General features: G+C 42.6%; 27 protein-coding genes and 1 other annotated feature. Of the genes, 11 read left to right on the top strand and 16 right to left on the bottom strand.

Features of this window, described 5'->3' with window-relative positions; translation table 11 throughout:
* Nucleotides 1-28: 28 nt before the first annotated feature.
* Nucleotides 29-1405 (bottom strand): UDP-N-acetylmuramoyl-tripeptide--D-alanyl-D-alanine ligase, encoded by a 1377-nt coding sequence (locus TV75_RS19215; RefSeq protein ID WP_044340416.1) that lies wholly within the window; start codon nt 1403-1405, stop codon nt 29-31.
* Nucleotides 1406-1494: 89 nt separating this feature from the next.
* Entirely contained in the window at nt 1495-2565 is a 1071-nt protein-coding gene (locus TV75_RS19210) for a D-alanine--D-alanine ligase (protein WP_044340415.1), read from the bottom strand.
* Between the two features lie 299 nt (nt 2566-2864).
* Here TV75_RS19210 and TV75_RS19205 point away from each other — a divergent pair, with 299 nt between their 5' ends.
* The 3 genes from TV75_RS19205 to TV75_RS19195 all read left to right on the top strand — a co-directional run bounded on the left by TV75_RS19205 (nt 2865) and on the right by TV75_RS19195 (nt 5951).
* Nucleotides 2865-4052, top strand: a complete 1188-nt coding sequence (locus tag TV75_RS19205) for a dicarboxylate/amino acid:cation symporter (RefSeq protein ID WP_044340414.1) — start codon at nt 2865-2867, stop codon at nt 4050-4052.
* Between the two features lie 246 nt (nt 4053-4298).
* Entirely contained in the window at nt 4299-4850 is a 552-nt protein-coding gene (locus TV75_RS19200; protein WP_044340413.1) for a GNAT family N-acetyltransferase, read from the top strand.
* A gap of 12 nt (nt 4851-4862) precedes the next feature.
* Nucleotides 4863-5951, top strand: coding sequence for an FAD-dependent oxidoreductase (locus TV75_RS19195; protein ID WP_044340412.1), 1089 nt, complete (start codon nt 4863-4865; stop codon nt 5949-5951).
* On the opposite strand, the gene TV75_RS21650 is transcribed toward TV75_RS19195, so the two are convergent.
* The 8 genes from TV75_RS21650 to TV75_RS19150 all read right to left on the bottom strand — a co-directional run bounded on the left by TV75_RS21650 (nt 5884) and on the right by TV75_RS19150 (nt 13717).
* Nucleotides 5884-6903: a nuclease-related domain-containing protein gene (locus TV75_RS21650; protein WP_044340411.1), complete on the bottom strand. Its 1020-nt coding sequence runs from the start codon at nt 6901-6903 to the stop codon at nt 5884-5886. The two genes, TV75_RS19195 and TV75_RS21650, sit on opposite strands and share 68 nt — an antisense overlap.
* 259 nt (nt 6904-7162) lie before the next feature.
* Nucleotides 7163-8587 (bottom strand): dihydrolipoyl dehydrogenase family protein, encoded by a 1425-nt coding sequence (locus TV75_RS19180; protein WP_044340409.1) that lies wholly within the window; start codon nt 8585-8587, stop codon nt 7163-7165.
* A 15-nt stretch (nt 8588-8602) separates the two neighbouring features.
* Nucleotides 8603-9184: a CDP-alcohol phosphatidyltransferase family protein gene (locus TV75_RS19175; RefSeq protein WP_044340408.1), complete on the bottom strand. Its 582-nt coding sequence runs from the start codon at nt 9182-9184 to the stop codon at nt 8603-8605.
* 14 nt (nt 9185-9198) lie between these two features.
* A complete protein-coding gene (locus TV75_RS19170; RefSeq protein ID WP_052504624.1) occupies nt 9199-9858 on the bottom strand; it encodes a TVP38/TMEM64 family protein in 660 nt (219 codons plus the stop codon).
* Between the two features lie 12 nt (nt 9859-9870).
* Nucleotides 9871-10839: an ABC transporter ATP-binding protein gene (locus TV75_RS19165; RefSeq protein WP_044340407.1), complete on the bottom strand. Its 969-nt coding sequence runs from the start codon at nt 10837-10839 to the stop codon at nt 9871-9873.
* Nucleotides 10836-11489 carry an ABC transporter permease gene (locus TV75_RS19160; protein WP_172655801.1) on the bottom strand — a complete coding sequence of 218 codons (654 nt, stop codon included), beginning with the start codon at nt 11487-11489 and terminating at the stop codon, nt 10836-10838. Before TV75_RS19160 ends, TV75_RS19165 begins: the two co-directional genes overlap by 4 nt.
* A gap of 154 nt (nt 11490-11643) precedes the next feature.
* Nucleotides 11644-12507: an ABC transporter permease gene (locus TV75_RS19155; protein ID WP_044340405.1), complete on the bottom strand. Its 864-nt coding sequence runs from the start codon at nt 12505-12507 to the stop codon at nt 11644-11646.
* On the bottom strand, nt 12485-13717 hold the full coding sequence (locus TV75_RS19150) for an ABC transporter substrate-binding protein (protein ID WP_044340404.1): 1233 nt from the start codon (nt 13715-13717) through the stop codon (nt 12485-12487). Before TV75_RS19150 ends, TV75_RS19155 begins: the two co-directional genes overlap by 23 nt.
* 214 nt (nt 13718-13931) lie before the next feature.
* On the opposite strand from TV75_RS19150, the gene TV75_RS21270 reads away from it, so the two are divergent.
* Nucleotides 13932-14420 (top strand): BsuPI-related putative proteinase inhibitor, encoded by a 489-nt coding sequence (locus tag TV75_RS21270; protein WP_052504623.1) that lies wholly within the window; start codon nt 13932-13934, stop codon nt 14418-14420.
* A 47-nt stretch (nt 14421-14467) separates the two neighbouring features.
* Here TV75_RS21270 and sfsA read toward each other — a convergent pair whose 3' ends face one another.
* From sfsA to TV75_RS21995, 3 genes are all read right to left on the bottom strand, one after another.
* Nucleotides 14468-15193 carry a DNA/RNA nuclease SfsA gene (sfsA, locus tag TV75_RS19140; RefSeq protein ID WP_082051364.1) on the bottom strand — a complete coding sequence of 242 codons (726 nt, stop codon included), beginning with the start codon at nt 15191-15193 and terminating at the stop codon, nt 14468-14470.
* A gap of 24 nt (nt 15194-15217) precedes the next feature.
* Nucleotides 15218-15997, bottom strand: coding sequence for a hypothetical protein (locus TV75_RS19135; protein WP_156142547.1), 780 nt, complete (start codon nt 15995-15997; stop codon nt 15218-15220).
* A 225-nt stretch (nt 15998-16222) separates the two neighbouring features.
* Complete coding sequence (locus TV75_RS21995; protein WP_156142541.1) at nt 16223-16384, bottom strand: hypothetical protein; 162 nt, start codon at nt 16382-16384, stop codon at nt 16223-16225.
* Nucleotides 16385-16454: 70 nt separating this feature from the next.
* On the opposite strand from TV75_RS21995, the gene TV75_RS19130 reads away from it, so the two are divergent.
* From TV75_RS19130 to TV75_RS19120, 3 genes are all read left to right on the top strand, one after another.
* A complete protein-coding gene (locus TV75_RS19130) occupies nt 16455-17630 on the top strand; it encodes an FtsW/RodA/SpoVE family cell cycle protein (protein ID WP_044340402.1) in 1176 nt (391 codons plus the stop codon).
* A 51-nt stretch (nt 17631-17681) separates the two neighbouring features.
* Nucleotides 17682-17885, top strand: a binding site (T-box leader).
* 51 nt (nt 17886-17936) lie between these two features.
* Complete coding sequence (gene argS, locus TV75_RS19125; RefSeq protein WP_044340401.1) at nt 17937-19625, top strand: arginine--tRNA ligase; 1689 nt, start codon at nt 17937-17939, stop codon at nt 19623-19625.
* Nucleotides 19626-19854: 229 nt separating this feature from the next.
* On the top strand, nt 19855-20436 hold the full coding sequence (locus tag TV75_RS19120) for a YqaA family protein (RefSeq protein WP_044340400.1): 582 nt from the start codon (nt 19855-19857) through the stop codon (nt 20434-20436).
* 47 nt (nt 20437-20483) lie between these two features.
* Here the strand turns inward: TV75_RS19120 and TV75_RS19115 are convergent, their stop codons facing one another.
* The 3 genes from TV75_RS19115 to TV75_RS22425 form a co-directional block, all read right to left on the bottom strand.
* Entirely contained in the window at nt 20484-21383 is a 900-nt protein-coding gene (locus tag TV75_RS19115; protein WP_044340399.1) for a diacylglycerol/lipid kinase family protein, read from the bottom strand.
* A 169-nt stretch (nt 21384-21552) separates the two neighbouring features.
* Nucleotides 21553-21837, bottom strand: coding sequence for a hypothetical protein (locus TV75_RS19110; RefSeq protein ID WP_253275573.1), 285 nt, complete (start codon nt 21835-21837; stop codon nt 21553-21555).
* Nucleotides 21838-21919: 82 nt separating this feature from the next.
* Nucleotides 21920-22069, bottom strand: coding sequence for an Lmo0850 family protein (locus TV75_RS22425; protein WP_098351100.1), 150 nt, complete (start codon nt 22067-22069; stop codon nt 21920-21922).
* 166 nt (nt 22070-22235) lie between these two features.
* Here TV75_RS22425 and safA point away from each other — a divergent pair, with 166 nt between their 5' ends.
* The 4 genes from safA to TV75_RS19095 all read left to right on the top strand — a co-directional run bounded on the left by safA (nt 22236) and on the right by TV75_RS19095 (nt 25246).
* The gene (safA, locus tag TV75_RS19105) at nt 22236-22856 is read left to right on the top strand and encodes a SafA/ExsA family spore coat assembly protein (protein ID WP_044340398.1); all 621 of its coding nucleotides are present in this window, start codon (nt 22236-22238) and stop codon (nt 22854-22856) included.
* Between the two features lie 129 nt (nt 22857-22985).
* Nucleotides 22986-23399: a CBS domain-containing protein gene (locus TV75_RS19100; RefSeq protein WP_044340397.1), complete on the top strand. Its 414-nt coding sequence runs from the start codon at nt 22986-22988 to the stop codon at nt 23397-23399.
* 215 nt (nt 23400-23614) lie between these two features.
* The gene (locus TV75_RS21990; protein WP_156142539.1) at nt 23615-23782 is read left to right on the top strand and encodes a hypothetical protein; all 168 of its coding nucleotides are present in this window, start codon (nt 23615-23617) and stop codon (nt 23780-23782) included.
* Nucleotides 23783-24043: 261 nt separating this feature from the next.
* On the top strand, nt 24044-25246 hold the full coding sequence (locus TV75_RS19095; protein WP_044340396.1) for a DUF819 family protein: 1203 nt from the start codon (nt 24044-24046) through the stop codon (nt 25244-25246).
* Nucleotides 25247-25711 lie beyond the last annotated feature (465 nt).

Here is a 25711-nt window from a genome sequence, read left to right as displayed (position 1 = left end):
AGGTTTAAACTTGGACGCCGGAATAAATTCAGGCTCTTAATCCATCGATGACTTCTTCAAGTTTCATTCCCCTCGATGCCTTAAATAAAACCAGCTCATCCCCTTTAATGAAAGAGGACAGCTCTTTTGTCAGGCTCTCTTTGTCTGTAAAAGAGTGCACACGGTCTTCAGGGAAATTCTCAAGGACACCCTTGCCTATAAAGGTTCCTAAATGTCCAAATGTAAATACATGTTGGATTTTATCCGGATCAATCAATCGCCCGATTCCCTGATGAAATTCTTTTTCCTGATCGCCAAGTTCAAGCATATCACCAAGAACAAGGATTTTTGTCTGGAAGCCCTCAAGCTCTGATACAAGCTGAATCGCAGCTTTCATGGAGGTAGGGCTGGCATTATAGGCATCGTTGATGATGCTTTCGCCTTTCTTCCCTTCCACCATTTCCATTCTCATTTGAGTCAGCTTTAACGATTGTAAGCCTTCTTTCATTTCATCCACACTGAGTCCAAATTTACAGGCGATCAGAATCCCGGCTAAAGCGTTATGGATGTTATGCTGTCCTAATACTGGGAGAAAGAAGGTTTCTCCTTCAGCTAATGAAGTTTCAAAATAGCTTCCCTGGTTATTCATCTCGATCTTTGTCGGATAAATCGTATTGTTCTCGCTTCTTCCGAAGGTTTCCACGTGCTTCAGGTTGAGTTCTTGAACGCCATCTTGCAAAAGTGGTTCGTCTCCATAATAAGCAAATAAACCATCCGACTTCAGGCCCTTCACAATCTCAAGCTTGGCCTTGGCAATTCCTTCACGTGAGCCCAGGTCCTGAAGATGTGATTCTCCAATGTTCGTGATGATGGCAGCGTCGGGCTGAGAAATCTCTGATAGAAGTTCAATCTCCCCGAATCCGCTCATGCCCATTTCAAGGACAGCCACTTCAGAATCCTGAGGCAGAGAAAGAATCGTTAAAGGAAGACCGATGTGGTTGTTATAGTTCCCTTGTGTTTTATGAACCCGATATTTCACTGATAAAACGTTTGCCACAATATCCTTGGTCGTAGTTTTTCCATTACTTCCTGTAATGCCTACTACCTTTAAATCCAGTTCATGTCTATATTGATTCGCCAAGGACTGAAGGGCAAGCAATGGATCTTCCACCACAATGACCGGAATATCCTCAGGAGGATTAGGGACATTGATATCCCACAATGCAGCAGAAGCCCCATTGTTAATTGCCTGACGGACAAACTTGTGACCATCTACGTTTTCCCCTTTAAATGGAACGAACAGATTAGCGTCCTCAATCTTTCTCGTGTCAATGGAGACACCTTTTACCACAACCGATTCGAATTTTGAAATATCATTTTTTACATCAAGCATGGTACATATATCTTTGATTTTCTTCTCAAACATTTGCTTTCTCCTTTTACTCTTTTTAATAAAAACAGAGCAGGGACTGCCTTTAGACGGTAAATCCTCTGGTCAGTCCCAAATATTGAACATTACATCGTATGTTTAATTGTTTGTTTGTCTTGATGACGTTCTAAGCCAAGCTCCACTAATTTACCGATCAGGGTAGGATAGTCAACTCCTGTGTGTTTCCAAAGAAGCGGGAACATACTGAATGGCGTGAAGCCAGGCATTGTGTTGACTTCATTCATATAAATTTGACCATCTTCTGTCAAGAAGAAGTCCGCACGCACAAGTCCTGAACAATCAAGGGCTTTATACGATTGAATCGCGATTTTCTTCATTTCATTGTAAATGCTTCCTTCTACTTCTGCAGGGATGATGAGGGCAGTATCTCCATCCTCATATTTCGCCTTATAATCATAGAAATCTTTTTTAGGTACGATCTCACCTGCTACCGAGCATTCCGGTTGATCATTACCCAGTACGCCAAGCTCGATTTCACGCGCTTTCACGCCTTCTTCTATGATAATTTTACGGTCGAACTGGAATGCTTCCACGAAAGCCGTTTGCAGTTCTTCACGAGACGTACATTTGCTGATTCCCACTGATGAACCTAAGTTGGCAGGCTTTACAAAACAAGGGTAGCCAATTTCATCTTCCACTTGTTTGTATGCAGCCTCGGGATTTCCTTTCCACGTGCTGCGGATGAACCAAGTGTAATTGACTTGGGGAATGCCCGCTTGCGCAAATAGATTCTTCATGATGACTTTATCCATACCTGCTGATGAAGCAAGGACACCGTTTCCTACATAAGGAAGATTCAATAGTTCAAGCATCCCTTGAACCGTTCCATCTTCCCCATTCGGTCCGTGCAGTAATGGGAAGATCATGTCGTAGCCTTCTGACTCTGAAGGTGCAATGGATGTACTCAAGGCATTAGGAGCAATCTCTTCCCCATCCATAAATTGTAATGCCTTCACATCTTCAACGGGGGCATTCAGCTGTGGACCTTTAATCCAACTGCCTTCAGTTGAGATGAAAATAGGGTGAATTTCATATTTATTTAAGTCCAGGGCACCGATCACGGCCTTGGCTGTTTGCAGGGATACATTATGTTCAGCAGATTTACCACCGTACAGTAAGCATAACTTCGTTTTCATATATGAGTTACCTCCAATATTAACAATAGATGTTTCTATTTTATCACTTTCATGGGAAAGGGAAAGAATGATTCCTATGGAAAATTAAAATTACCACATTTGTCTTGATTCGAAAGACATTTAAGTCAAAGCCCATTATATATGTATGCAAACCAAAACTAGTCTTGCGACAGGGAGTCATCATTATTATTCTGAATACACTTAAAATTGCGCCTATTAATAATGGTATTAAAATATCACACAATAAGGTGTATAATCCCCCTATTAAAAACATTTGTATTTTCAAGGAGGACACCCAGATGAGAAAGCTTGGTTTACTGCCTAAGATCCTCTTAGGTATTGCTTTAGGTATTGTGATTGGAGCATTTGCACCAGAGTGGTTCGTTAAAATTTTCGTAACGTTTAATGGATTATTCGGTAATTTCTTAGGATTCGCTATTCCATTAATCATTATTGGATTTATTGCCCCAGGAATCGGGTCCATGGGTAAAGGAGCAGGTAAGCTACTTGGTTTGACCACAGCACTCGCATATGGTTCCACGGTGTTAGCCGGCTTACTCGCCTTTGCGGTTGCCAAGTCTATTTACCCAACTTTGCTCGCAAATCAAACTTCTCAATCATTTGAAAATCCGGAAGAAGCTCTGCTCAAAGGGTTCTTCACAGTGGAGATGCCTCCTATTATGGGCGTCATGACGGCACTGCTCATTGCCTTCACGATCGGTCTTGGAATGGCTGCCATTAAAGGGGATACACTTCAAAGAGGCATGAACGAATTTAGAAACATCATTGAACTTGTGATTGAAAAAATCATTATTCCTCTCTTACCGGTTCATATTCTTGGGATTTTCGCAAACATGACTCAAGGTGGACAAGTCAGTGCCATCATGTCTGTATTTGCTAAAGTATTTGTTATGATCATTCTCTTACATGTAGTCTTCTTAATTTTACAATATACAACTGCCGGGACTTTAAGAAAACAAAATCCCCTTCTTATGATGAAGAACATGCTGCCTGCTTACTTTACGGCACTGGGAACTCAATCTTCGGCGTCTACGATTCCCGTAACCCTTGAGCACTCAAAGAAAATCGGTTCCAGGGAACGTATTGCTGATTTCTCTGTACCTCTCCTGGCAACGATCCATTTATCAGGTAGCACGATTACCCTTGTCAGCTGTGCTATGGCGGTCATGTTCATTCAAGGAGAAGCCTTACAGTTCATTCAGCTGTTCCCATTCATTCTGATGCTTGGCATCACGATGATCGCAGCGCCTGGTGTTCCAGGTGGAGCTGTAATGGCTGCCCTGGGTTTACTTGAATCGATGTTAGGGTTCGGACCAACGATGACATCTCTCATGATTGCCCTCTACCTTGCACAAGACAGCTTTGGAACTGCGTGTAACGTAACGGGTGATGGTGCGATCACATCGATTGTGGACAAGCTTACACAGAAAAAAAAAGCACCTCTTTCTAAAATAAAAGCAAGCTGATATACGGAGGTCCGTCCCTATTAGAGGGACGGACCTCTGTTTTCATGTTGAAAGGCTTACTCGCGAAGACGTTTTCCCCTCAAGTGACCGTTTTGACGGGGTGACCACCAAATACCTCGAACTCCTCCCTACAACAGTGCTCCTTTTCATACCCGGCACCCTTTCTTTTTTATTGGATTAAATAAGCCTGCTCAATGCCATTTTCTGTATAATGGAAATACAAACTTATAGAGGAGTGCTCATAAATTGAAAATAACCGGTAAGCGTGTAACACTTAGAAAAATAGAAGAAAGAGATCTACCTACTTTATGGGACTATCTTTATGGGGACCCTTCTCCGGAATGGAAGAAATGGGACGCCCCTTATTTTGAACACAAACGATTAACACGTGACGAATATTACGCATCATCCATAAAAAACAAAAGTCGAAGCGATGAATTTCAACGCATCATTGAAGTAAACGGTAAGACCATCGGAACCGTCGGATACTATTGGGAATTCGAACCCACAAGATGGCTTGAAGCCGGTATCGTGATTTACAATCCCTCTTATTGGAACGGCGGCTACGGAACTGAAGCACTATCCCAATGGGTGGACCACCTTTTTGAAACGAAGGAAATCGGACGTGTCGGCATCACGACATGGTCAGGGAATGAGCGGATGATGAAAGCGGCAGAAAAAATCGGGATGAAGCTTGAAGGTCGTATGCGTAAATGCCGTTATTACAATGGTGTTTACTACGACTCTATCCGTATGGGCATGATCCGAGAGGAATGGGAAGAAATACGTTCTCTATAAAGGAGATTCATTATGAAAACAATCATCTTGGTCGGTGGCGGACACAGTCACCTGTACTGCTTAAAAAAACATATTCAGAAACGTGATGAAAACGTAAGGTGGATACTCATTTCCCCTTCTCGACATCAATATTATTCAGGAATGTTCTCTGGTTACACGGAAGGAATCTATCCGTTAGAGGAGACTCGGATTGATTTGGAGAGATTGTGTGAGGAAGCCGGGTGTGACTTTGTCGCAAGTGCCGTTCTCTCCATCGATCCTGATCAACAACATCTTTTAACGGATAAAGGCGACATCTTCACCTACGACTTCGTTTCATTCGACATTGGCTCACGGAACGACTCAATGGAAATCGAGGGCTTACATGAACACAATCTTCCTATCAAACCAAACTATCGTTTCCCTGAGCAAATAGAGAAACTGCATAACAGCAGGAAAACCGTCTTTATCGGTGGTGGTGCAGCGAGTATTGAAATGGCCCTGTCATTGAAGGCATGGAAGGTGGACAACGGTTATGGGGATCATTCTGTATCTGTTGTTCACTCTTCTCCTCTGTTAAAAAAAGCAGGTTCCTTTTCATCGAAAAAAATAACTGAGGTTGTCTCCTCTAAAGAAATCACCCTATATGATGGCCGCGTAGAAAAAGTAGATGGCACCCATGTGTTTACTGAAGACGGAGCAAGTATCGACTACGATGAAGTCATCTTCTTAGGAGGACCTAAAGCCCCTCCACTATTCGCGAGCAGTATTTTACCGACAGATGCAAAAGGCTTTCTCCTGGTGAACAGCTATCTTCAATCCGTTGAATACCCGAACGTATTTGGAACGGGGGACTGCGCCACTTTAAAGGACTTTCCGGATGTACCGAAAAATGGGGTGACAGCTGTACGCCAAGGACCCGTCCTTTGGAAAAACCTGAACGGAGCAGCGGCTAAAGGTAAAATCATTCCTTTTGAACCCCAGAAACGATACCTGGCAATCATGTCGATCGGAGATAAAAAAGGCTTTCTGACATACGGATCGTTTTCGTTGGTCAGCAGATGGGCTTGGCGTTTGAAGAATTGGATTGATGAGCGTTTTGTGGGTCGGTATGGTGGGTGATGGAGTAGGTTATATTGTTTGTGGTACCGGTTGAGGGGAGATTCATGGACTGGAGTATTTTGAGAGCCGTCTTTCTGGATTCCAAGTGGAGGAATTTTCTTACCTGTCTATTCGTGATTTTGTGTCCCAGCAACAAAGAATAGTCCAACAGTGCTGATTCATGTGCGTCTTTTGATTTCCCTCCGCATTTTGGACACTGCCAATGACCATATTTTCTTAACATGGGCAAGTGCCGACACTCAGGACATCGTACTCCTGTTTTGATTTCTTCTCGAGAGATACCATAGATTTCTACGGGCAATACTATGAGAGGTTCATGCTTTCTTACCAATAAGGCGGATACTTTTCTAACTTGTTTAAAGGAAAGATGTTCTTTTCTATAGGATGTTAGCAAGGAGAGGATTCTTTCCTCTACATTTTCCACCCTGATTACATTATTATATTTTTCGAGAGGAGAAAACGTATTTAGGATTGTCGAGCGATTTGTCATGACGACAAGAGTCGTGATAGGGATTGAGGGGATTTTCATTTTTGTCAACCAACGAAGCAACTGCTTTTTCTGGCGTTCGACCTGGGTTACAGGATGGCTGAAAGCTTCTTCTTTACCTTCAAACTTTCGGATAGCTTGATCGAACCTTGAGTCTAAGGTGTATATACCAGCTATGTGTTTAACTTCCAGGAGTATCACGACATATGGAGTCAGGACGAGGCTGTCGATTTGGAAGTAACGTCCATCTATTTCTAAGCGTAGATCATGCAAGATCATCATATTTTTATCTTGAGATATAAACTTCAGGTGGTAATCTAATTGCAACTCTCCCCGATATCCGGCCTGTCGCTTTGCCAAATCTGTTTTAATGATCTCCCAGAGAGTATGGATGGGCGGTAACCTTTCTAATAATACTTCATTCATTAAGATTCTCTGCGGGATTTCTCTGTTTTTAGCGATCAATTCATCAACTCCTCCTATTTCTTAATCTATTTATTCGACATAGAATCGAAAAACCCTTTATTTTTCCAAATATAAAATGTCTTTAGACGGGATGAGGTCGTGTGTTGTGCCACTTTCGAGCAAACTTGTGCCACTTTCGCGGTTTGTTGTGCCACTTTTAGACTTTGTTGTGCCAAATTGTGAACACGCGTCACCCCACCCCCACACCCCACCACAAAAAAACACAACCGCTTCCCAGCAGTCGCGCCTCCTTTGTTTATCATCTAAAAATCTCAACAAACTTCTTACTGATCACTGGCAACACACCATCGAACAGCTTCTCTCTCCAATACAGGTCCGCCACCTGTTGTACGGCTGCAGCATGATTCGGATAGGGATAAACCATATTGGACAGTGCTCCGATTTTACTTCCTTTTTCCATGGCGAACACGACGGGCTGCATCCAGTCTCCTGCACCGGATCCGACTGCGTGGGCGCCGAGTATTTTCCCGCTCTTGTCTGTGATGATTTTTACGAGACCTTCCGTTCGGTGATCTGCGACGAATCGATCGACTTCGTCCAACGTTTTCTTATAGATTTTGTACTCCAACCCTTGCTCCACAGCATCTTCCTCGGTGAGGCCAATATGAAAGATTTCAGGTGTCGTATAGGTTGTCCAAGGCAGTTTATTATAGGAAACTTTGCGTTTCAAGCCAAACACTGCATTTTGGACCACAACCTTCCCTTCCATTCCTGCACCGTGGGTGAATTGATATCGACCATTGACGTCACCGATTGCGAATATATGAGGATGGTTCGTTCTTAGTTCGTCATTCACTTTGATGAAGCCCCGATTATCCACCTCCACTCCGGCAGCAGTTAGATTTAAAGACTCCGTACCTGGCTTTCTCCCCGTAGCCAGGAACAATAAATCGCCTTCCACCGTCTGCTCTACACCGTCTTGCACATAGTGGACCAATTTCTCCCCGTCCCTCTCGGATACCCGTTCGATCTCCGCTCCATAAACAAATTGAATATCCTTCTCCAGTAAACCTGTGGCTGCTTCACGGATTTCTTTATCCTCTTTAACCAATATCTCATCATGTTTTTCAAGGACGACTGCATCTGAGCCAAGGTAAGAAAAGGCTTGTGCCAGTTCTAAACCAATCGGACCTCCGCCGATAAATACGACTCGGCGGGGCAGCTCATCTAATTCGAATACCGTTTCATTCGTGTGATACTCAACTTCTTCCAAACCTTTAATTTCTGGAATCATGGGACTAGACCCTGTCGCAACCACAATTCTTTTCCCGTAGATCCGGTCTTCTTTTTCCACTAAAATCGTGTGGGGATCAAGAAATTCTGCCCCTCCGAAATAAATATCCACCCCTAATTGAAGGAATCGATCTGGATCGTCGTGCTGCTGAATATGGGAAATGGCTTCTTTGACCCTCTCCCTTACCAATTTCATATCAACGGAACCCTTAGTTTCAAAGCCATACTCATTACCTGCCCGGATCATAGCCACTTCTCTAGCCGATTGGATGAATGCCTTGGAAGGAACGCACCCAAAGTGAAGGCAGTCTCCGCCCAGAAGGCCGCTTTTTTCGATGAGTGCTACTTTTGCTCCCAGGGAAGCGGCTCCGGATGCGACGGTCAGCCCTCCTGCTCCCCCTCCGATTACAATTAAATCGTATTGATCCATCTTGATCTCTCCTCCTTATGAAAGTAAACGTTTCGCTTCTAGAAATCGCTGTAAGCCCGTGTACAATTCCACTGCAAAAAACAATAAGGTGCTCCACAGGACGATGGACGGAAATAGCATCATGACGCTAAATAATATAAAGCCTTCCGTTCTCTCGGCTAATCCTGCCTGATAATAAAAAGATTTCATTCCCTGTTTTTCAGATACAGCTCCAACTGTCAGGAAAATCGTCATGGAAATAATGATGGATACGCTTAGTAAAAGGATTGCCCACATAATGTCAGGGTGTAAAAAGGCAACTCCGAGGATGACACTGATTTCAACGATTCGATCGAAGGTGACATCCATGACCGTTCCAAAGGGAGATGGCTTGGTCAATCTGGCCATGGTACCATCGACTGCGTCCAAAAAGCCGGATAACCATAATAAGATGACGGCTAAGACCGGGTATCCAAAGTAATAAACCAGCCCTGTAGAGGAGCCTATAATAAATGCAATAACCGTCACTTGATTGGCTGATAGTCCTTTTTTCAGAAACAGACGTGCTGATCCCTCTATACTTGGCTGCACCCACTTACGGGCATGTGTATCTAACATGTGTTTCCCATCCTTTACTTGTCGTCATTACCCGATAATCCCAGCCAGGCTTTCATTTTTTTCTTGAAAATTAAAGGCACGATGATCATCAATAAGAAAAAGCCGATGGCGATATATAAATTCGTTCGATCTTCTCCTACCAAGCTTGACCCCAGAAATACATAACCAAACGTACCAGGTAAAATCCCGATGGCCGTAGCAACAATGAATGGAATGTACCTCACCTTTCCCATACCCGCGAGGTAACTAATAAGGTCGAAGTTTAAAAACGGCACGAGCCGTAAGAGCAGTACATAAACGAAACCGTTCTCCTCCATCCTTTCACGGATCTTAATCATACGGGGAGACGGTCTTTTTAATAGTTTTGCCCCAAGGAAGCTCGCAGTATGATAGGCAACCGTGGCACCTCCCAAGGCCCCGATGATAATGTAGATGAAGCCTTCAAATGCACCGAACGCGAGACCTGCTGCCAATGATAGGATGGAAGCTGGAAAAAGGATCAACGGGCGAATCGTATAGACGATAATAAAGACAATGGGAGCCCAGATGCCATAAGATACGATCCAATCTCTTATGTCATGAGGCTTTACGTGAAAGAAATTCCGACTCAGCCACATGAGAAAGAGTAAAATAGCGATGAACATGACAATCTTACCGATTTCCTTCTTCTTCACCCTTCTTCCCTCCTATTCATCTTTCTGAAACGTTTGGATGCTCTCTTCATCGGCAAAAAGCCAGATATCTTCAGTAGACGCTTCTATTTCCAGCGGGAGATTTACCTTCTGCTCCAGTTCATTCACCCATACCTCATAGAGATTGGTTCCGGCTAAAAATAACTTTTTACTCACGGTTCCCTTCCACCTTATCATAGTAGTGCCGGCAGGGCTGCAACTTACTTTTATGTCGGTAGCGTGAATGAATTGATGCTGATTCAAAATGAGTCCGTCACTCATGAAAGAAGCCACAAATGGAGAATCGGGACGATAATAAATATCCTCAGGCTTCCCGATCTGCAAGAATCTCCCACTCTGTAAAACAGCTACTCGATCTCCAAGTTCATACGCTTCATCACGGTCATGTGTGACGAATATGACCGTTGTTCCTTCTTCTCTAAACATCTGTCGCACCCACTGTCTCAGTTCTTTCCTCAGCTGCAGGTCCAGGCTGCTGAAAGGTTCGTCCAAAAGCAAAAGCTTCGGCTTAAGGATGAGAGAACGAATAAGAGATACCCGTTGCTGCTGACCGCCGGAAAGCTCAGACGGATAATGATTCGCCACTTCACCGAGACCGACTCTTTCAATATAGTCCAGAGCTAATTTCTTATTTTCCCCTTTGTTCCGTCCCTTCAATTCCAACCCGTACATGACATTTTCAAGAACGTTCATATGTGAGAATAATAAAGGTTGTTGAAAGACCATCCCAATGGGGCGTTTTTGAGGCTTTAAAGAGGAGATATCACTTCCGTCAATTGACATATTCCCTCCCGTTGCAGACTCTAATCCAGAGAGAATGCGGAGAAATGTTGATTTACCAGAGCCGGATGCCCCCACTAATGAGAGAACTTCCCCTTTATTTAATGAGAACGTTACGTTCGTTAAAATCTCTTTATCTTTGAACGTTTTGGTTAATTGATTAATTTCTATGAATGAACTCAAAACCTGTTCCTCCCTCTTGGAAGTCGATAAGGGAGTATGAATTTCAGACACCCTTCAAGAATGAAATACAGCATGATGGGAATGATGGCGAACACGATCGAGAAGGCTGCCATTACCGCTTCATCCGCCGTATCGGTAAAAGGGTAATAGACCATAGAGAGCGTCACGACATTCCCACCGCCTATTATCGCTGTAAGGACGTATTGACTTAAGCTGATCACAATCGTCAGAAACAGAACACTCCGTATACTTGGAAGAAGCAAAGGCAATTCAATATGGTAAAAACGTTGAAAGCCTCTCCCCCCAAGCATAGCTGATTGCTCGATTAATTTCGCGCCGATCCGGTCATAACCTGTTTTGAACATTTTGATGCTATATGGAATGGTGGGCACTAAGTGGACAAGTGCGACTCCCGTCCAGTGATCGGCAAGCCCATATCGTATGAACGTAATATGAAGTCCTATGCCGACCACTAACACGGGAAGGAAAAGCGGCAGCATAAGGAGAGCTTCAACGATTGATTTCCCCTTAAAGGAAGACAAGGAAAACACTTTTCCTGAAGTAATGCCAATCAGAAGGTTTATCGCCAATACGACAAAGGCAATCCAGATGGAAACCCCGATCGAATCCAGGAATTCCCCCTCGTTCATTAACACCTGCCATGCCCTTATACCAGGTTCAGAAGGATGCGGACTCCCCCATCTCCAAACACCGAAAAAACTTTTATACACTAAAAATAAAAGGGGGAACACAAAAAGAAGGAGTGATATGCTGTAGAATAACGATTTCCTCATGTGAACACCTCTAATTTCCAATCCCTTTTGTTATGTGCATGCGTTTCTTGTTTGTGATGTAAATAAGGAGCCACATCACGACCCCAATGCCCAGTCCGACAAATCCAAGTGCGGCAAACGCCAATGGCCGGTCACTCCAGCTGCCACTGTAAAACCAGTCGTAAGCGAGGATGGCCATCATCTGTGGTGAAGTCACTCCCAGAAGCTGCGGAACTTCAAATGCTGTAAAAATGAAAGCGAACAAAATGGCTCCGGTTTCTACGAGAACGGGGAGGAGAAATGGCCATTCTGCTACCCAAAATGCTTTAAAGAAATTCGCTCCCAATAAAGAAGCGACCTCGTTATACCTTTTAGAAAGCGTCGCATAAACGGGTAACAGCATCAGAGTAACAAAGGGGACCTCCTTCCAGACATAGGTCATTATGATTCCAATCCCATTTCGGTCCTGGACCAGAATCGGAAATTCACCACGGTCGTTGATTAAACCTGTTGATCCGAATATATTGGAGAAAAATCCGCTTTGATTAAAGAGTAAGTAGATGAGGTAAGCCCATACAAAATGGGGGACCAGCATCGGAATCCAGACAAGGAGTTTATGTTTATTATCCTTTAGTAAAGGCGAGAAGGCCTTCACGATTCCCAAGCCAATGATCAGGGAAAGGATGGTTGAGATGGAGGTTACCAGCAAACTGAAGAGAAAAGATGTCATAAATCGCTTCTCCTCAAACAAATTCACATAATGCTGGAATGTGATGGTTTCTCCACTCCTGACACTCTCTATTAAAGCGAGTACAATCCCGAGCCCCGGAATAAGGAGGAAAAAAAGGATGGCTGGAATGAGGAGAACGGAGTTATTGACTCTCTGCCACTTCACGAATCCAGTTCTCCTTTAACCATTCTACATATGCCGCATCCAGTTCTCCCTTAAAGCTCTCTTCGAGTACAGTGGCCTCCAGTACACTTTCGCCGCGATCGATGCCCTTAAATTTATTTCTCCATTCCTCATCCAGCTTTTCATAGGAAATGGGTGAGCTTTCTCCCCAATAGTCAGGCTTTAGTTTCTCATACTGAGCTTCAGGAGAGAGGAGTTCGTTGATGACCACCATCGCTCCTTCTTTATTGGGACCATTGAATGGAATAGCCAGGAAATGAGTGTTACCGATCGACCCCACATCATTTAACACAAAGGACTTTGTGCTTTCCGGGAACACACCGTCTTTGATAAGGTGTTCTGCTCTTGCTTCGTTGTATCCCATCGTCATCCAAACCTCTTCCCCGCCATACAGCTTATCAAGATCTGTTAAGGTGGAAGGATATGTTTCCCCCTCTCTCCATAAATAAGGCTCCATCTCGTTCAGTTCTTTCCAAATTCCTTGCCCCATCTCTTTTGCGGTTTCTTCGTCAAATGTAGACTGAGCCAAATCGGAATCGGATTTCGCATAAAGAAGATGTCTGAGAAATGCATTTCCGGTGAAATCAGCCGGATCAGGATAGGTGAATTTTCCTTGATGGTCTTTCACGAATACTTTTAATTCGTCGAAGCTTGTGGGAGGGTTTTCCACTTTTTCACTATTATAAAAGAAGACAAATTGAACCTTCCCCCATGGCGCTTCATATCCTTCTGTTTTAGTCCCGAAGTCATATTGAAACGCTTGATTTTCTGTATCATAATATTTCTTAAAGTTTGGCAGCTTATCAGTAAATGGCCCCGCCAATAAATCATTTTCCTTTGCGTTTTTGAAGTTTTCTCCGTTTATCCAGACGATATCAATCGTTCCTTTATCTTTCCCTGCCCGTTTCTCTGTTTGTAGTTTTTGCAGAATTTCTTTTGTGTCTATAGGTACCCGATTTAATTCGATATCGTTTTTTTCTTTCAGCACAGGTGCAACCACGTCATCAATATAACGGTTAATTCCATCGTCACCGCCCCACATAAAAAGATTCACTTTTGATCCTTCTGCTTCCGATGAAATCACATCCCAATTTCCGGCAGGAATTTCCCCGCTATCGGTTGCATTTGAAGGACCGCAAGCGGATACTATTAGTATGGTTATAAAACCCATAATTGCTAACCATTTTTTCATACACCTTGCTCCTCTGCTCTTTTTCTATAATTCTATTGTACTGAACCTCATGATTTTAAAAAGTAATCTGCCTTACATATGTAAATCTATGCCCATGTTGAGGAAGAAAGAAACAAGTTCAGCACATCCTCATATGTCATCGTGCTCATATTCGGGAAGGCTTGTAACCTTTTCAGATAAACCCTGTCTAATACAGTAAGGAGGTGGTTTTAGCATGAAGCGATTGATCATGTTATGTATCATACTTATGGCAGGAATAGCAGGCTGTGGAACGACTGGTGAAGATAAGGGCAGTCAATCCGAAGAGAATCAAAACTCAGGAGCCGGTGAAGACATTTCTGTACAGAAAGGGATTGTTGCAGGCGAAATGGAACCTTCATTAACGAAACAAGAGGAAAGCGGTCAGATTGTCTATGTCTACTCCATTAAGAATCAAACAGAGCAAGAAAAAACCTTTGTTTTTTCTTCCGGACAAACCATTGACTTTGAGCTTCGGAACGATAAAGGTGAGGTCGTGTATAAGGACTCAAAAAATAAGATGTATACCCAGGCGATCCAGGAAATCACCGTAAAACAGGGTGAAGAGTTCTCCCAGAAAGTGGTTCTTCCAAAGGTCGGGAGCGGTACCTATACGTTGACCGTTTGGTTAACCGCCAAAGGAGACCAGAACTATAAAGCAAAAGCAGAAGTACAGGTGGATTAGGTATAACAAAAAGGATTAACCTTCACATGCTAAAGACGGCTGTGAGATTAATCCTTTTTTGTATATACAGGTACCGGTCCATTTAAGGCGATACGTTCCGGCGTAACGATGCAGGTTCTTCCAAAAAACCGGACACCCTGGTTGGCGGCTTCTTCCATGACCCGGGCAAAATGAGGATCAATTTCAGGTGCGGAAGTGATCCCGGACAAATCGGTTCGCTGAGCAATAAACAGGACGGCTGCTTGATAGCTCCCATCCATCTGTAAATGCGTAAGTTCCTCCACATGCCTTGCCCCTCTTGACGTAACGGCATCCGGGAATTTTCCCATTCCGTCCTCTACCATGGTGACACTTTTTACTTCGAGCAATAATTTTTGTTCATGTCGTTTATGAGTGAGTAAGAAGTCAAAGCGTGAGCCACCTACTTTATACTCGGCTTTTTCCAATTGCCAATCCTTTAACTCTTCCACCATTTCCTGTTGCAAGGCTTCCAGGACTAACCGATTGGGATATTGTGTATTTAAAGACACATACATACCGTTAGAAGCATCATACGTCATGACGGCTGACCATTTCGTCTTCCTTTTGGGATCTGTTGATGCCTGAAGCCAGATCGGGTTTCCCCGTACCAATAATTCTTTTAATCTGCCTGGATCGGGTAAATGGACTTTTTCAATAGAACCTGACGGAATCTGACACTCCAGAACAAACCGGTTGAGACGCTCGAGAAATATCCCTTGAATCAGATTGTCACGAAATTGAATTTCTACCAAACTTACACGCCCCTTGTTTCCTGCTTACCGAAGTAGAGCACTCCAGCTTTTCGTTTTACGATCATAGGATAATAATCCGTTGGCAGGTGATTTGCGGATTTGCTTATAATCTTCCGCCATCTCGTCCATATCGTAATAATCGCCGATCACCCAGATCGGGATCTCTATCTTCCCTCTGGTTAGTATGGCTTTTTCTAAAGAAATGACCATTCCTTCTTTTAATTTGTCTCTAAAGGAATGAATGACTTCCTTCCCGATGATTGGATAGGCTTTCTCCTTCTTCATACCAAATAAGCCCTTTCCACCTTTGACCGAACTCAATTTCGAAGAAACCGTCGCTCCCAACATATGATAGAAGTCCTCAAAATCCCGATAATAGATCTTGTTAAACCATCCATCATCATGAGATAGGTACGCGTATCGATTGTTCAGTTTTGAATAAAAAGGAGGGTTTAAAGGTTGCTTAATATGACCCATATAGAGCAGCTCAGCGATTTCCTGACCGTTCAACTCATTGACTCCCACTTCTTCCTCGAAGTCAATCCAACAGAAATCACCATAGCTCTGTACTCCGTCATTCATAATCTTCTTCATTTCATCCTGTTCCACATACTCCATATGCGTATGTATATTAAAGGCACCATGCTCGTACTGATGCTTAATAAGAAGGAGATTCTTCAATGGTTTACGGGCATTTGAAGCAAACTCGTTGAAATGAATTCCGTAAGATACGACATATTGACGATCCGTATTCTTGTGAACATAGATGATATCTTTAACCTGATTATTTGCCTTCAAGAACATTCCCTCCATCTGATTAACACGATGCACAATTCATACTTTCTATTCTAGCAAATTTGTAAGGTACTTGTTCTTTTCTATTTCATTTCAAAATGATGACAAAAGTCGCATGTAATTGTAGAAAATAGTCATATTGCAGGACCACAGGCTATATATTTTTGTTCTATTTATATAAGAAAAAGAGTAATGGCTTCCAAACGTTAGGAAACGGCACTTTCTTCTTATATTTTAATGATATGAAACGATCAGAATTATGTAAAAAATGGAATTTCGTCCCGGTGTCCATTCGTTGAATCCCTCTCCTGTAAGCTTTTCCTTAGATTCCATTTCGACAAATATCGTATAGTGCCTGTCACATACCGACAGAACTTCCGTAATTTCTCTGGTCATGAGTAGAAATTTCCCTTCATTTCTATTAGACTAGGAATGTGAAATCTTTAGAAATTCAGGTGAATAGATTATGGAAACTCGCCAGCGATTTGCTGATAAGATCGATTGGGGTCTTCTCTTTTTATTAATGTTATTTTTTATTGTTAGCGCTATGGGAATTAGTAGTGCCCAGACGTCAGGTCAGTATGGGACGAACTTTGTGATAAGACAAGCTTTTTGGTATGTCGTGGGTGGAATTATTATTGTAGGGGCCTTATTCCTTGATTCCGATCAGTATAAGCGTCTTGCCTGGTACATATACGGTGCAGGAATCTTCCTGCTTCTTGTATTACTCATTTCACCGGAAAGCATCGCACCTTATAGAAACGGAGCCAAAAGCTGGTTCATGCTGGGACCGCTTGGTTCTATTCAGCCTTCAGAATTCATGAAGACGTTTTTGATTCTTGCTCTTGCACGGATCATTAGCAATCATCATGAGCTTAATCCAAGAAAAACAATGCAGTCGGATTTTCAGTTATTAGTGAAGATCGGGCTTACAACCCTCCTTCCCCTTGCTTTTATTATGCAGCAGCCGGATTTAGGGACTTCCCTTGTTATTTTAGCCATCATGACCGGAATCATCTTAGTTTCAGGGATTACGTGGAAGCTGATCGTTCCAATATATACTTCTATCGGAGTGCTCGGGGGAATCGTCCTTTCACTTGTTGTGTGGGCTCCTGACCTGCTTGGAAAATATTTAAATGTAAAGCCTTATCAGTTTGGACGTATTTATGCTTGGCTAGATCCGTATAACTACGCTAAATTAGAGGGGTTTCACTTAATTAACTCCCTTAACGCCATTGGATCCGGGCAAATCTTTGGGAAAGGGTACAGTGGAGGAGAAGTATACATTCCTGAGAACCACACCGATTTTATTTTCAGTGTGATCGGTGAGGAATACGGCTTTATTGGCGCAAGCGTCGTCATAAGTTTATACTTCCTTCTCATTTACCATTTAACCAAAACGGCTTTAGATACGAAGGAACCATTCAATGCCTATGTATGCGCAGGGATTATTAGCATGATTACGTTTCACGTGTTCCAGAACATTGGAATGACGATTCAATTGCTTCCGATTACAGGGATCCCACTTCCTTTCATCAGTTACGGAGGAAGCTCTCTTATGGGAAATATGCTTGCCCTTGGACTTGTTTTCAGTATGAGATTTCACCATAAAACGTATATGTTTTCATCAGAAGATTCTTAATTACAGGTTGCAATCATCACCAGGATGTGTAAAATAATAGTAATTATATACGAATATTCTATGATGAAGAGAGTAATTCTGATGTGGATCGATAGCGAGCCGGGGATGGTGGAAGCCTGGTGAGAAACCTGGAATGAAACGCACTTCTGAGATGTTTTTCTTGAAATCAGTAGAGAAAAACCGGGATCTCCCGTTATACAATGAGCGCCCTTAAAGGGAATAAGAGTGGTACCGCGAGCTAAACTCGTCTCTATATTTTATAGAGGCGGGTTTTTTTGTGTTTGATTTTATCAGGAGGTGTAGATGATGGATTTGAAATCGATTGTTACTGACGTGCTAAAGTCACAGGTATTGAATGACTGGAACAAAAAAGAGCTTTATGAATTGCTTGAAACCCCAAAGCATACTCATTTGGGAGACCTTGCCTTTCCATGTTTCCAACTGGCCAAAGCATGGAAGAAGGCACCTCACATCATTGCAGAAGAAATTGCTGACTCTCTCTCCTCTCCCTTTTTCAGCAGAGTAGAATCAGCTGGTGCTTATGTAAATTTCCGATTTGACAAATTGAAAGCAGGAAAAGACATTGTGTCAGCTATCTTGGAAAAAGGGTCAGATTTCGGTAGCCATGTATTTGGCAAGCAAAAAACCGTTGTATTGGATATGTCCTCACCTAATATCGCCAAACCTTTTTCCATGGGCCATTTACGCTCGACTGTCATCGGGAATTCCATCGCCACTATTGCAGAAAAATGCGGTTACACCACAGAAAAAATCAATTATATCGGGGATTGGGGGACTCAATTCGGGAAATTAATCGTCGCTTTCAAAAAGTGGGGAGATCATCAACAGGTCAGGGAGAACCCCATATCTGAATTGTTCATTTTATACAAGAAGTTTCATCAGGAAGCAGAAACAGATCCCTCACTCGAGGAAGAAGGAAGAAGAGCCTTTAAGCTTCTTGAAGACGGAGATAAAGAAGTAACGGAGCTTTGGAGATGGTTTAAAGACGAATCACTTGAAGCCTTTAAAACGATTTACTCGCTGCTCGGAGTTGAATTTGATTCCTACAATGGCGAAGCGTTCTTCAATGACAAGATGGCTGAAGTCGTAACATTGCTTCAAGACCATGATGTTCTTGAAACATCGCAAGGAGCACAAGTGGTTCGTCTAGAAGAAGAGAATCTCCCGCCTTGTCTCATCAAAAAGTCAGACGGAGCTACCCTTTATGCGACGAGAGACCTGGCAGCTGCCCTGTATCGCCATCGCCAGTATGCCTTTGATGAAGCACTTTATGTCGTTGGTCAGGAACAAACCATTCACTTCAAACAAGTGATGGAAGTATTGAAGAAGCTCGGATTTAATTGGGCGAATGATATGAAACATATACCTTTTGGTCTTTATCTGAAGGATGGGAAGAAAATGTCCACCAGAAAGGGCCGGGTCATTTTACTCGAAGAGGTTCTTCAAGAAGCGATCAAAATGGCTGAATATAATATCAAGCAGAAGAATCCTGACTTAAAAAATGCTGCAGAAGTGGCAAAAGCTGTTGGGGTCGGGGCGATTATCTTTCATGATTTAAAAAATGACCGTGTGAACGATATTGAATTTTCCCTGGAACATATGCTGACCTTCGAAGGTGAAACAGGTCCATATATCCAATACACATACGCCAGAGCTCAATCCATCCTGAGAAAAGCGGAAGCTCATCCTCCCCTGACCTTTAAGGGGCTTGACGATGCTGAGAGCTGGGATGTAGTGAAGCAGTTACGACTATTTCCGGAGATGGTTGAGAAAGCATGGAACCAATACTCTCCTTCGGTTATTGCCAAATATTTAGTTGATACCGCCCAAAGCTTTAACCGATATTACGGTAAAACTAAAATCATTTCCGAGGATTTAGAGCAGATCTCCCGCCTGGCCTTGGTCCATGCTGTTGCAACTGTCCTTGCGGAAGGATTGAGATTATTGGGGATGAAGTCTCCTTCAGAAATGTAGAATGAATACGATTTCTGTCACTATTTCCCGAGAAATAGATGAATTTTGATTTAACCTATTTTCAAGCTTTTTTAAGAGTATCATCAATTGTAAATGTGACGAAACTTCCTTGAAGTGATTTCAACCATACGGGATATTTCATGACTCCTTTTGTAAAAAGTGATATACTTTCTAATGTTCAATTAAAATCAAAAATGACGTTTTATCAATAAAGGAGATTACTGAACTTATGTCTGAACTACTTCACGCTTTCGAAGCTTGGTTATTGGATTATGGTGTATGGGGTCTTATTCTTGTTTCATTCGCCGATTCATCATTTTTCCCCATCCCACCTGATGTACTACTGATTCCTTTAGCGATTGCCAATCCGGATAGCGCACTGCTTTATGCACTTTATACGACCATCGCTTCCGTTATCGGAGCCCTTTTGGGCTGGTTGATCGGAAAGAAACTTGGTCGACCGATCCTTGTGTATTTCTTCTCTGAAAAAAGGATTCAAAAAGTAGAGGAGTACTTTACTAAATATGGGGCAATGGCTCTTTTAATCGCAGGACTGACACCTATCCCTTATAAGATTTTCACGATTTTCGCAGGGGTTTCCGGTGTTAAGATCAGAGTATTGGTAATCTGGTCGATTATCGGGAGAGGAATTCGTTTCTTCCTTGAAGGTGCAATCATTTTAGCACTTGGGGCTAAAGCAAAGCCTTTCATCGAAGAGAACTTTACACTCCTTACACTTGCAGCTGGTGGCGTTTTAATCGCTGTTTATCTTGTTTACTTGGTCATCAAAAAGAGAAAGAAAACTGTTTGATCAAGCAAAAGAGAGCAAGGGGGCAAAGATGCCCCCTTGCTCTCTTTTTATTCTGAGCTGCCGACGATAAACCGCAAATGCTTATTTAATACTCGAAGCGACTGCCTGCTTCCTTCATATAATTCTCCATCCATATCAAGCTTTTCACCCTGTCCCAATTCAATATGGGCTTCTCTTGCTTGGATATGCATAATATCGTCATATTGCTCGCTTATATTGCCTGTGCTCTTGATAACCAAAAATTCCTTTAATAAAGGGAAACCGCTTTTTTTGACGATGTAAATATCCATCAGTCCATCTTCCATATCGATGCAGGTGGGCAGTGGATTAGAGCCAATGGAACGGCCATTTGCAACCAATAGCATCACCACTTCCTCTTCAATCACATCATTTTCAGTTGTTACCTTCACATTTAAGATCGGTGATTCCTGGATGGATTGAAACGCACTTATATAATAGCTTAGTTTACCGAGGACACTTTTTGATCCTACATCGATATTGTCGCTTGTCTCTGCGACCAGCCCCGTTCCCCAGAAATTGCTGAAATACCGATCGTCTGCCTTGACGATATCGATATCCTTTTCGAAAGCCCGTTCGGTTATAAGGCGGACAGCTTGTCCGATATTCATGGGAATATGCAACGAACGGGCAAAGTCATTACACGTCCCTCCAGGGATGATGCCTACCAATGGCCGTTTTTCTAAGGCTGACAATCCGTTGATAGCCTCATGGATCGTTCCATCACCACCCATGATGACAACCAGTTCATATTGATTAGCCGTCTCCTTACAAATTCTTTCGGCATCGCCTTTCTCTTTCGTTTTATGAATAATTAAGTTCGTACAGATGTCCAATAATGGAGGCACAGCATCTTTTAACAGAACTTCCAGCGTTCCTTGACCTGCCTTCCCATTACATACCAGCAATATATCCGAAAACACCGTCATGAATATCGTCACCTAACTTTTGGATTAGAATAGTAAATAAAAAGAGGCTGACCCAAAACGATGAGTGATATCATCCTTACAGGACCAGTCCTTATGCTTTCAGAGTTTCTTATATCTATCTGTGGTTTCTTGATTTCAGGACCCTTAGATCTTGGGTCAACCTCTTTTGCTATGCTGTATTGGAATCTTCTTGAGGAACCTGGAGTACAGATCGGTAAGCAATTCCCAGACGTCCTTTAATATAGCTCTGGGGGTCATAGGGAATATGATGATTCTGCATGCGATGAATTTCCATTTCTGCAAACATCGCAAGGGCACGACACACTTGATCTAACGCCATGCTTACACGATGAGGATCTGTAGGTTGATCCCGACTCATACAGTGGTATGAAATTTCATCTGCCTTCTTTCTGATTTCCTTTAATGCTTGTAAATCAAACATCATTCTCTCCATACCTAACCCTCCTCTTCACTACTATTAAATATATCGTGAGAAAAGGGGAAATATGTCTGTCCAACGTTTCTCGGGTGTAAGTTTAAGAGTCTTGGGTTAACGTCTTAGGTAATGGCTGATACTGCTTTAGTGAATGAAGGATTTCCCGTCTTGATTTCGTTTTTGAAATATTTACGCCCACGTTCGACAATTTCGTTATCACTTTCTTAAAGCGATCGTTCTCCTTTACCACGTTATTCACCTCTTTTATAAAATATCGTTACCTATTTGTACGATTGGTTTCGCAAAAAGTTTCACTTTACGTTTAATAGTTTTTCTTTTCCCTAAAAATGAAACAATAATCCTATTTTTGCACTTTTTCTTAGAATATTTTGTCCCAAATTACACATTTTATAATCATGAAAACAAAACTCGCTCTTATCATGGTTGCACTATCCATTATCATTAGTTTATTTACTTTAAATGAAATCTCTGCATCAAGTGTCTATACAGTCAGGAAAGGAGATACCCTTTGGAAAATTTCAAGAAAATTGCAGGTCGGACTCTCTGAGATTATAGAAGCTAATCCTCAATTGTCGAATCCAGATTTAATTTATCCAAGTCAAAAAATCAACATCCCCATTCTTCGAAAAGCTAAATCGGTTGAAGGTCAGGTCATTGATCTGACCAATCAGGAGAGGCAAAAGAACGGCCTTTCCCCTCTTCAGGTTGATTGGCAGCTATCCAGGGTTGCCCGGTATAAATCACGTAACATGAGGGATGTTGGTTATTTTTCGCACAGAAGCCCGACGTACGGATCTCCTTTTGATATGATGAAAAGCTTCAACATTGAATATAGTCAAGCCGCTGAGAATATAGCCGCTGGTCAAACAAGTGCTGAACAAGTTGTCCGTGAGTGGATGGATAGTCCGGGACATAGAAAAAACATTCTCACTGGATCCTATACTCATATCGGGGTGGGATATGCCAAGGGAGGATCGTACGGGACTTATTGGACTCAAATGTTTATTACTAAATGATATCCAAGAAGCACTTTTTGAAGGTCCGTCCCTCTCATTTGAAAAAAATGGAGGAACGCATTGGGAATAGTTATGTGGATTTGTCGAATAATAATGGTGTACTGCCAATTTGATTAAGGGGGAATTTACATGCAAGTACGTGATATTATGTCGACAAATGTGGAAGCCGCTTCAAATCAGGACTCACTTCAAAGCGTAGCATCTAAAATGAGTTCAAAGAATGTTGGTTCCGTTCCCGTTGTTGAAAACGGACAAGTTGTCGGTATGGTAACAGACCGTGATATTGCTACTCGTGGACTGACTCAAGGTGCACAGGGAAATGTCTCTCAAGTTATGTCACAGCAGGTTGTGACAATCTCTCCGGAAGCCTCTGTCGAAGAAGCATCAGCTTTAATGTCCCAGCACCAAGTGCGTCGTTTACCTGTTGTGGAAAACGGGCAGCTTGTCGGGATGCTGGCTCTGGGAGATTTGGCAGTACAACAGCAATCGGATCAAAGTGCCGGTAGCGCCCTTAGCGGAATTTCACAAAATAACCTCCGCTAAGGCTACAGGTACTCACTTCTGAGCTTTCTTCATCTAAATAAGAGGCTATTTCCACATAGCCTCTTATTTTGTGTTGAAGATGAAAGTTGGTCCGTCCCTCCATTCGACTCGGATATAGGTAAGTCGGCATATTTTTCACTTTAAGGAAGGATTTTCTTGTATTGTGACGAATATGTGTTAATACAAATAATGTTCATGGAGGAGGAGGTTTTTGTATGAGTCGTGCTGCACGATCCTATCGTAAGGAAGTACGTCATTTTAAACGTGAGAACCGCAAAAGAGTCTTCGCCGACAGCATTCTTGATTTCTTGTTTATGTTATTTGGTATTTCAATGATTACGGGTATCTTATTATTCGCTTTAGGATTCTGGAATTACTATTGATCGTAATCCCCCCTCCTAAATAGGCATCCTATTTGCTTCAAAAGCACTCATTCATCTATTTCACATGAAAGATCAAGATGTTGCCATGGATTTCTGTGGCATTTTTTTGTGAAGCCAAGCTCCTCATAACTGTTTCTTTCCTTCCGTTAATCCCTGTTATATTCTGTATTGAATAAAGATTAGCACTTATTAAAATTCTAAATAGTAACCGTTTTCAATGTTATAGTAAACCTTGTTATCGATTTTTAAGGAGGTTTTACTATGTGGTGGCGTTTTGACACTATCTTAATTCAAGAACCTATGGCAATCTTTTCTTATCTGGCTGCCTTAGTAGGTCTTGTGTTCATTCTAGGGGAGTCGAAAAATCCTTTTTTACAGAAGTTCTTTCACTATGCACCCCCGTTAATCTGGACTTATTTCCTTCCGATGTTGTCTACAACGTTTGGAATCATCCCGGATCAGTCATCTTTATATGACTTTACATCGGCTTACATATTGCCAGTGGGATTACTATTGCTGCTTCTTTCCGCGAATGTTCCCGCAACATTAAAACTTGGTCCGAAAGCGATTACGATGTTCCTTGCCGGGACCCTCGGTGTCGTGATCGGAGGACCCATCGCTTTAGCCATCTTCCAGCCGTTTCTTCCTGAGGACGCATGGACTGGCGTAGCGGCACTCGCTGGAAGCTGGATTGGCGGGAGTGCCAATATGGCAGCCATGATTGAAGCTACTGGTACACCGAAAGAAATTCTTTCGCCTATTATTGTCGTTGATACCGTTGTCGGATATAGCTGGATGGGAATCATGATTGCCCTGGCAGGTTTCCAGCATAAATTCGATAAATGGAATAAAGCGGACAACTCGATCATCCGTAAGGTGAATGAGGATATGGGAGAAATCCAACGTAAAAATGCCAAGCCTATCGAGGTTCCCTACCTTGCTGCCATTATTGGTTTAGGATTCGGAGTCGCTTACGTTGTAAGAAAGTTCTCAGAAACGTTACCGGTCTCAAATGTACTCTCTGCCGGAACGTGGACGATTATGATCATTTCGGCGGTCGGGATCATCTTCTCCTTTACTAAAATCCGCACCCTGGAGAACTATGGTGCAAGTAAAATCGGATACGCAGGAATTTATCTATTGCTTGCAACAATTGGAGCAAAAGCCGACCTTGCTTATGTATGGGATTCTCCTCAATACGTCGCAATGGGGATTGTATGGTTAGCCATTCATGTGATGATTATTTTCTTAGTGGCACGCTTACTACGGGCCCCTCTATTCTTCGTAGCTGTAGGATCTCAAGGAAACATCGGCGGAACAAGCTCGGCTCCTGTTGTAGCCTCTGTATTTCAGCCTTCTCTTGCTCCTGTAGGACTATTGATGGGGATACTGGGCAACGTAGTGGGAACTTACGCTGCCGTCGCCTGCGCCTGGATTGCCGAATGGGTAAGCAGGACACTTTAACCTATTTAGAGGTTGGGACAAAAGTATTTTATCCTAAGTCAAACCCGAACAAATCTGCTTTTTAGTAGGCAGATTTGTTCGGGTTTATTATTTGTTTTTGATTCATTTGATTTTAGCTGTTTCTAGCGGTTGATTGGAGTGCAAGACGAAGACTCCTGCGGGAAAAGTAGCTTATGTGAGACTTGTCCAGCTATAGGGCTTAGAGGCAAATGTCATAAGTCTGATCGTCCATGAAGGCAAAGAACGCCTTCAAGGTCGCTCCGCCTTATGCCAACCGCCTCTGAGCGAAGCCCTTCCGCTTTTCTACCCGCAGGCTTGCCGAGGAGGCTCACGGGCTACCCGCGGAAAGCGTAGTCTTGCACGGAAATCATTAGCGGTATTGAGAATCTAAACTTCTATTGTTTGTTTTATATTGTGGTTTTTAAATAGTCCGTCATCCCCAAATAAAAAAATATTATCCGAAAA

The sequence above is a fragment of the Rossellomorea aquimaris genome (assembly GCF_000935355.1).
Taxonomy (GTDB): Bacteria; Bacillota; Bacilli; order Bacillales; family Bacillaceae_B; genus Rossellomorea; species Rossellomorea aquimaris_B.
The sequence above is the reverse complement of the archived record's forward strand: the minus strand, read 5'-3'. Positions and strand labels throughout refer to the sequence as shown.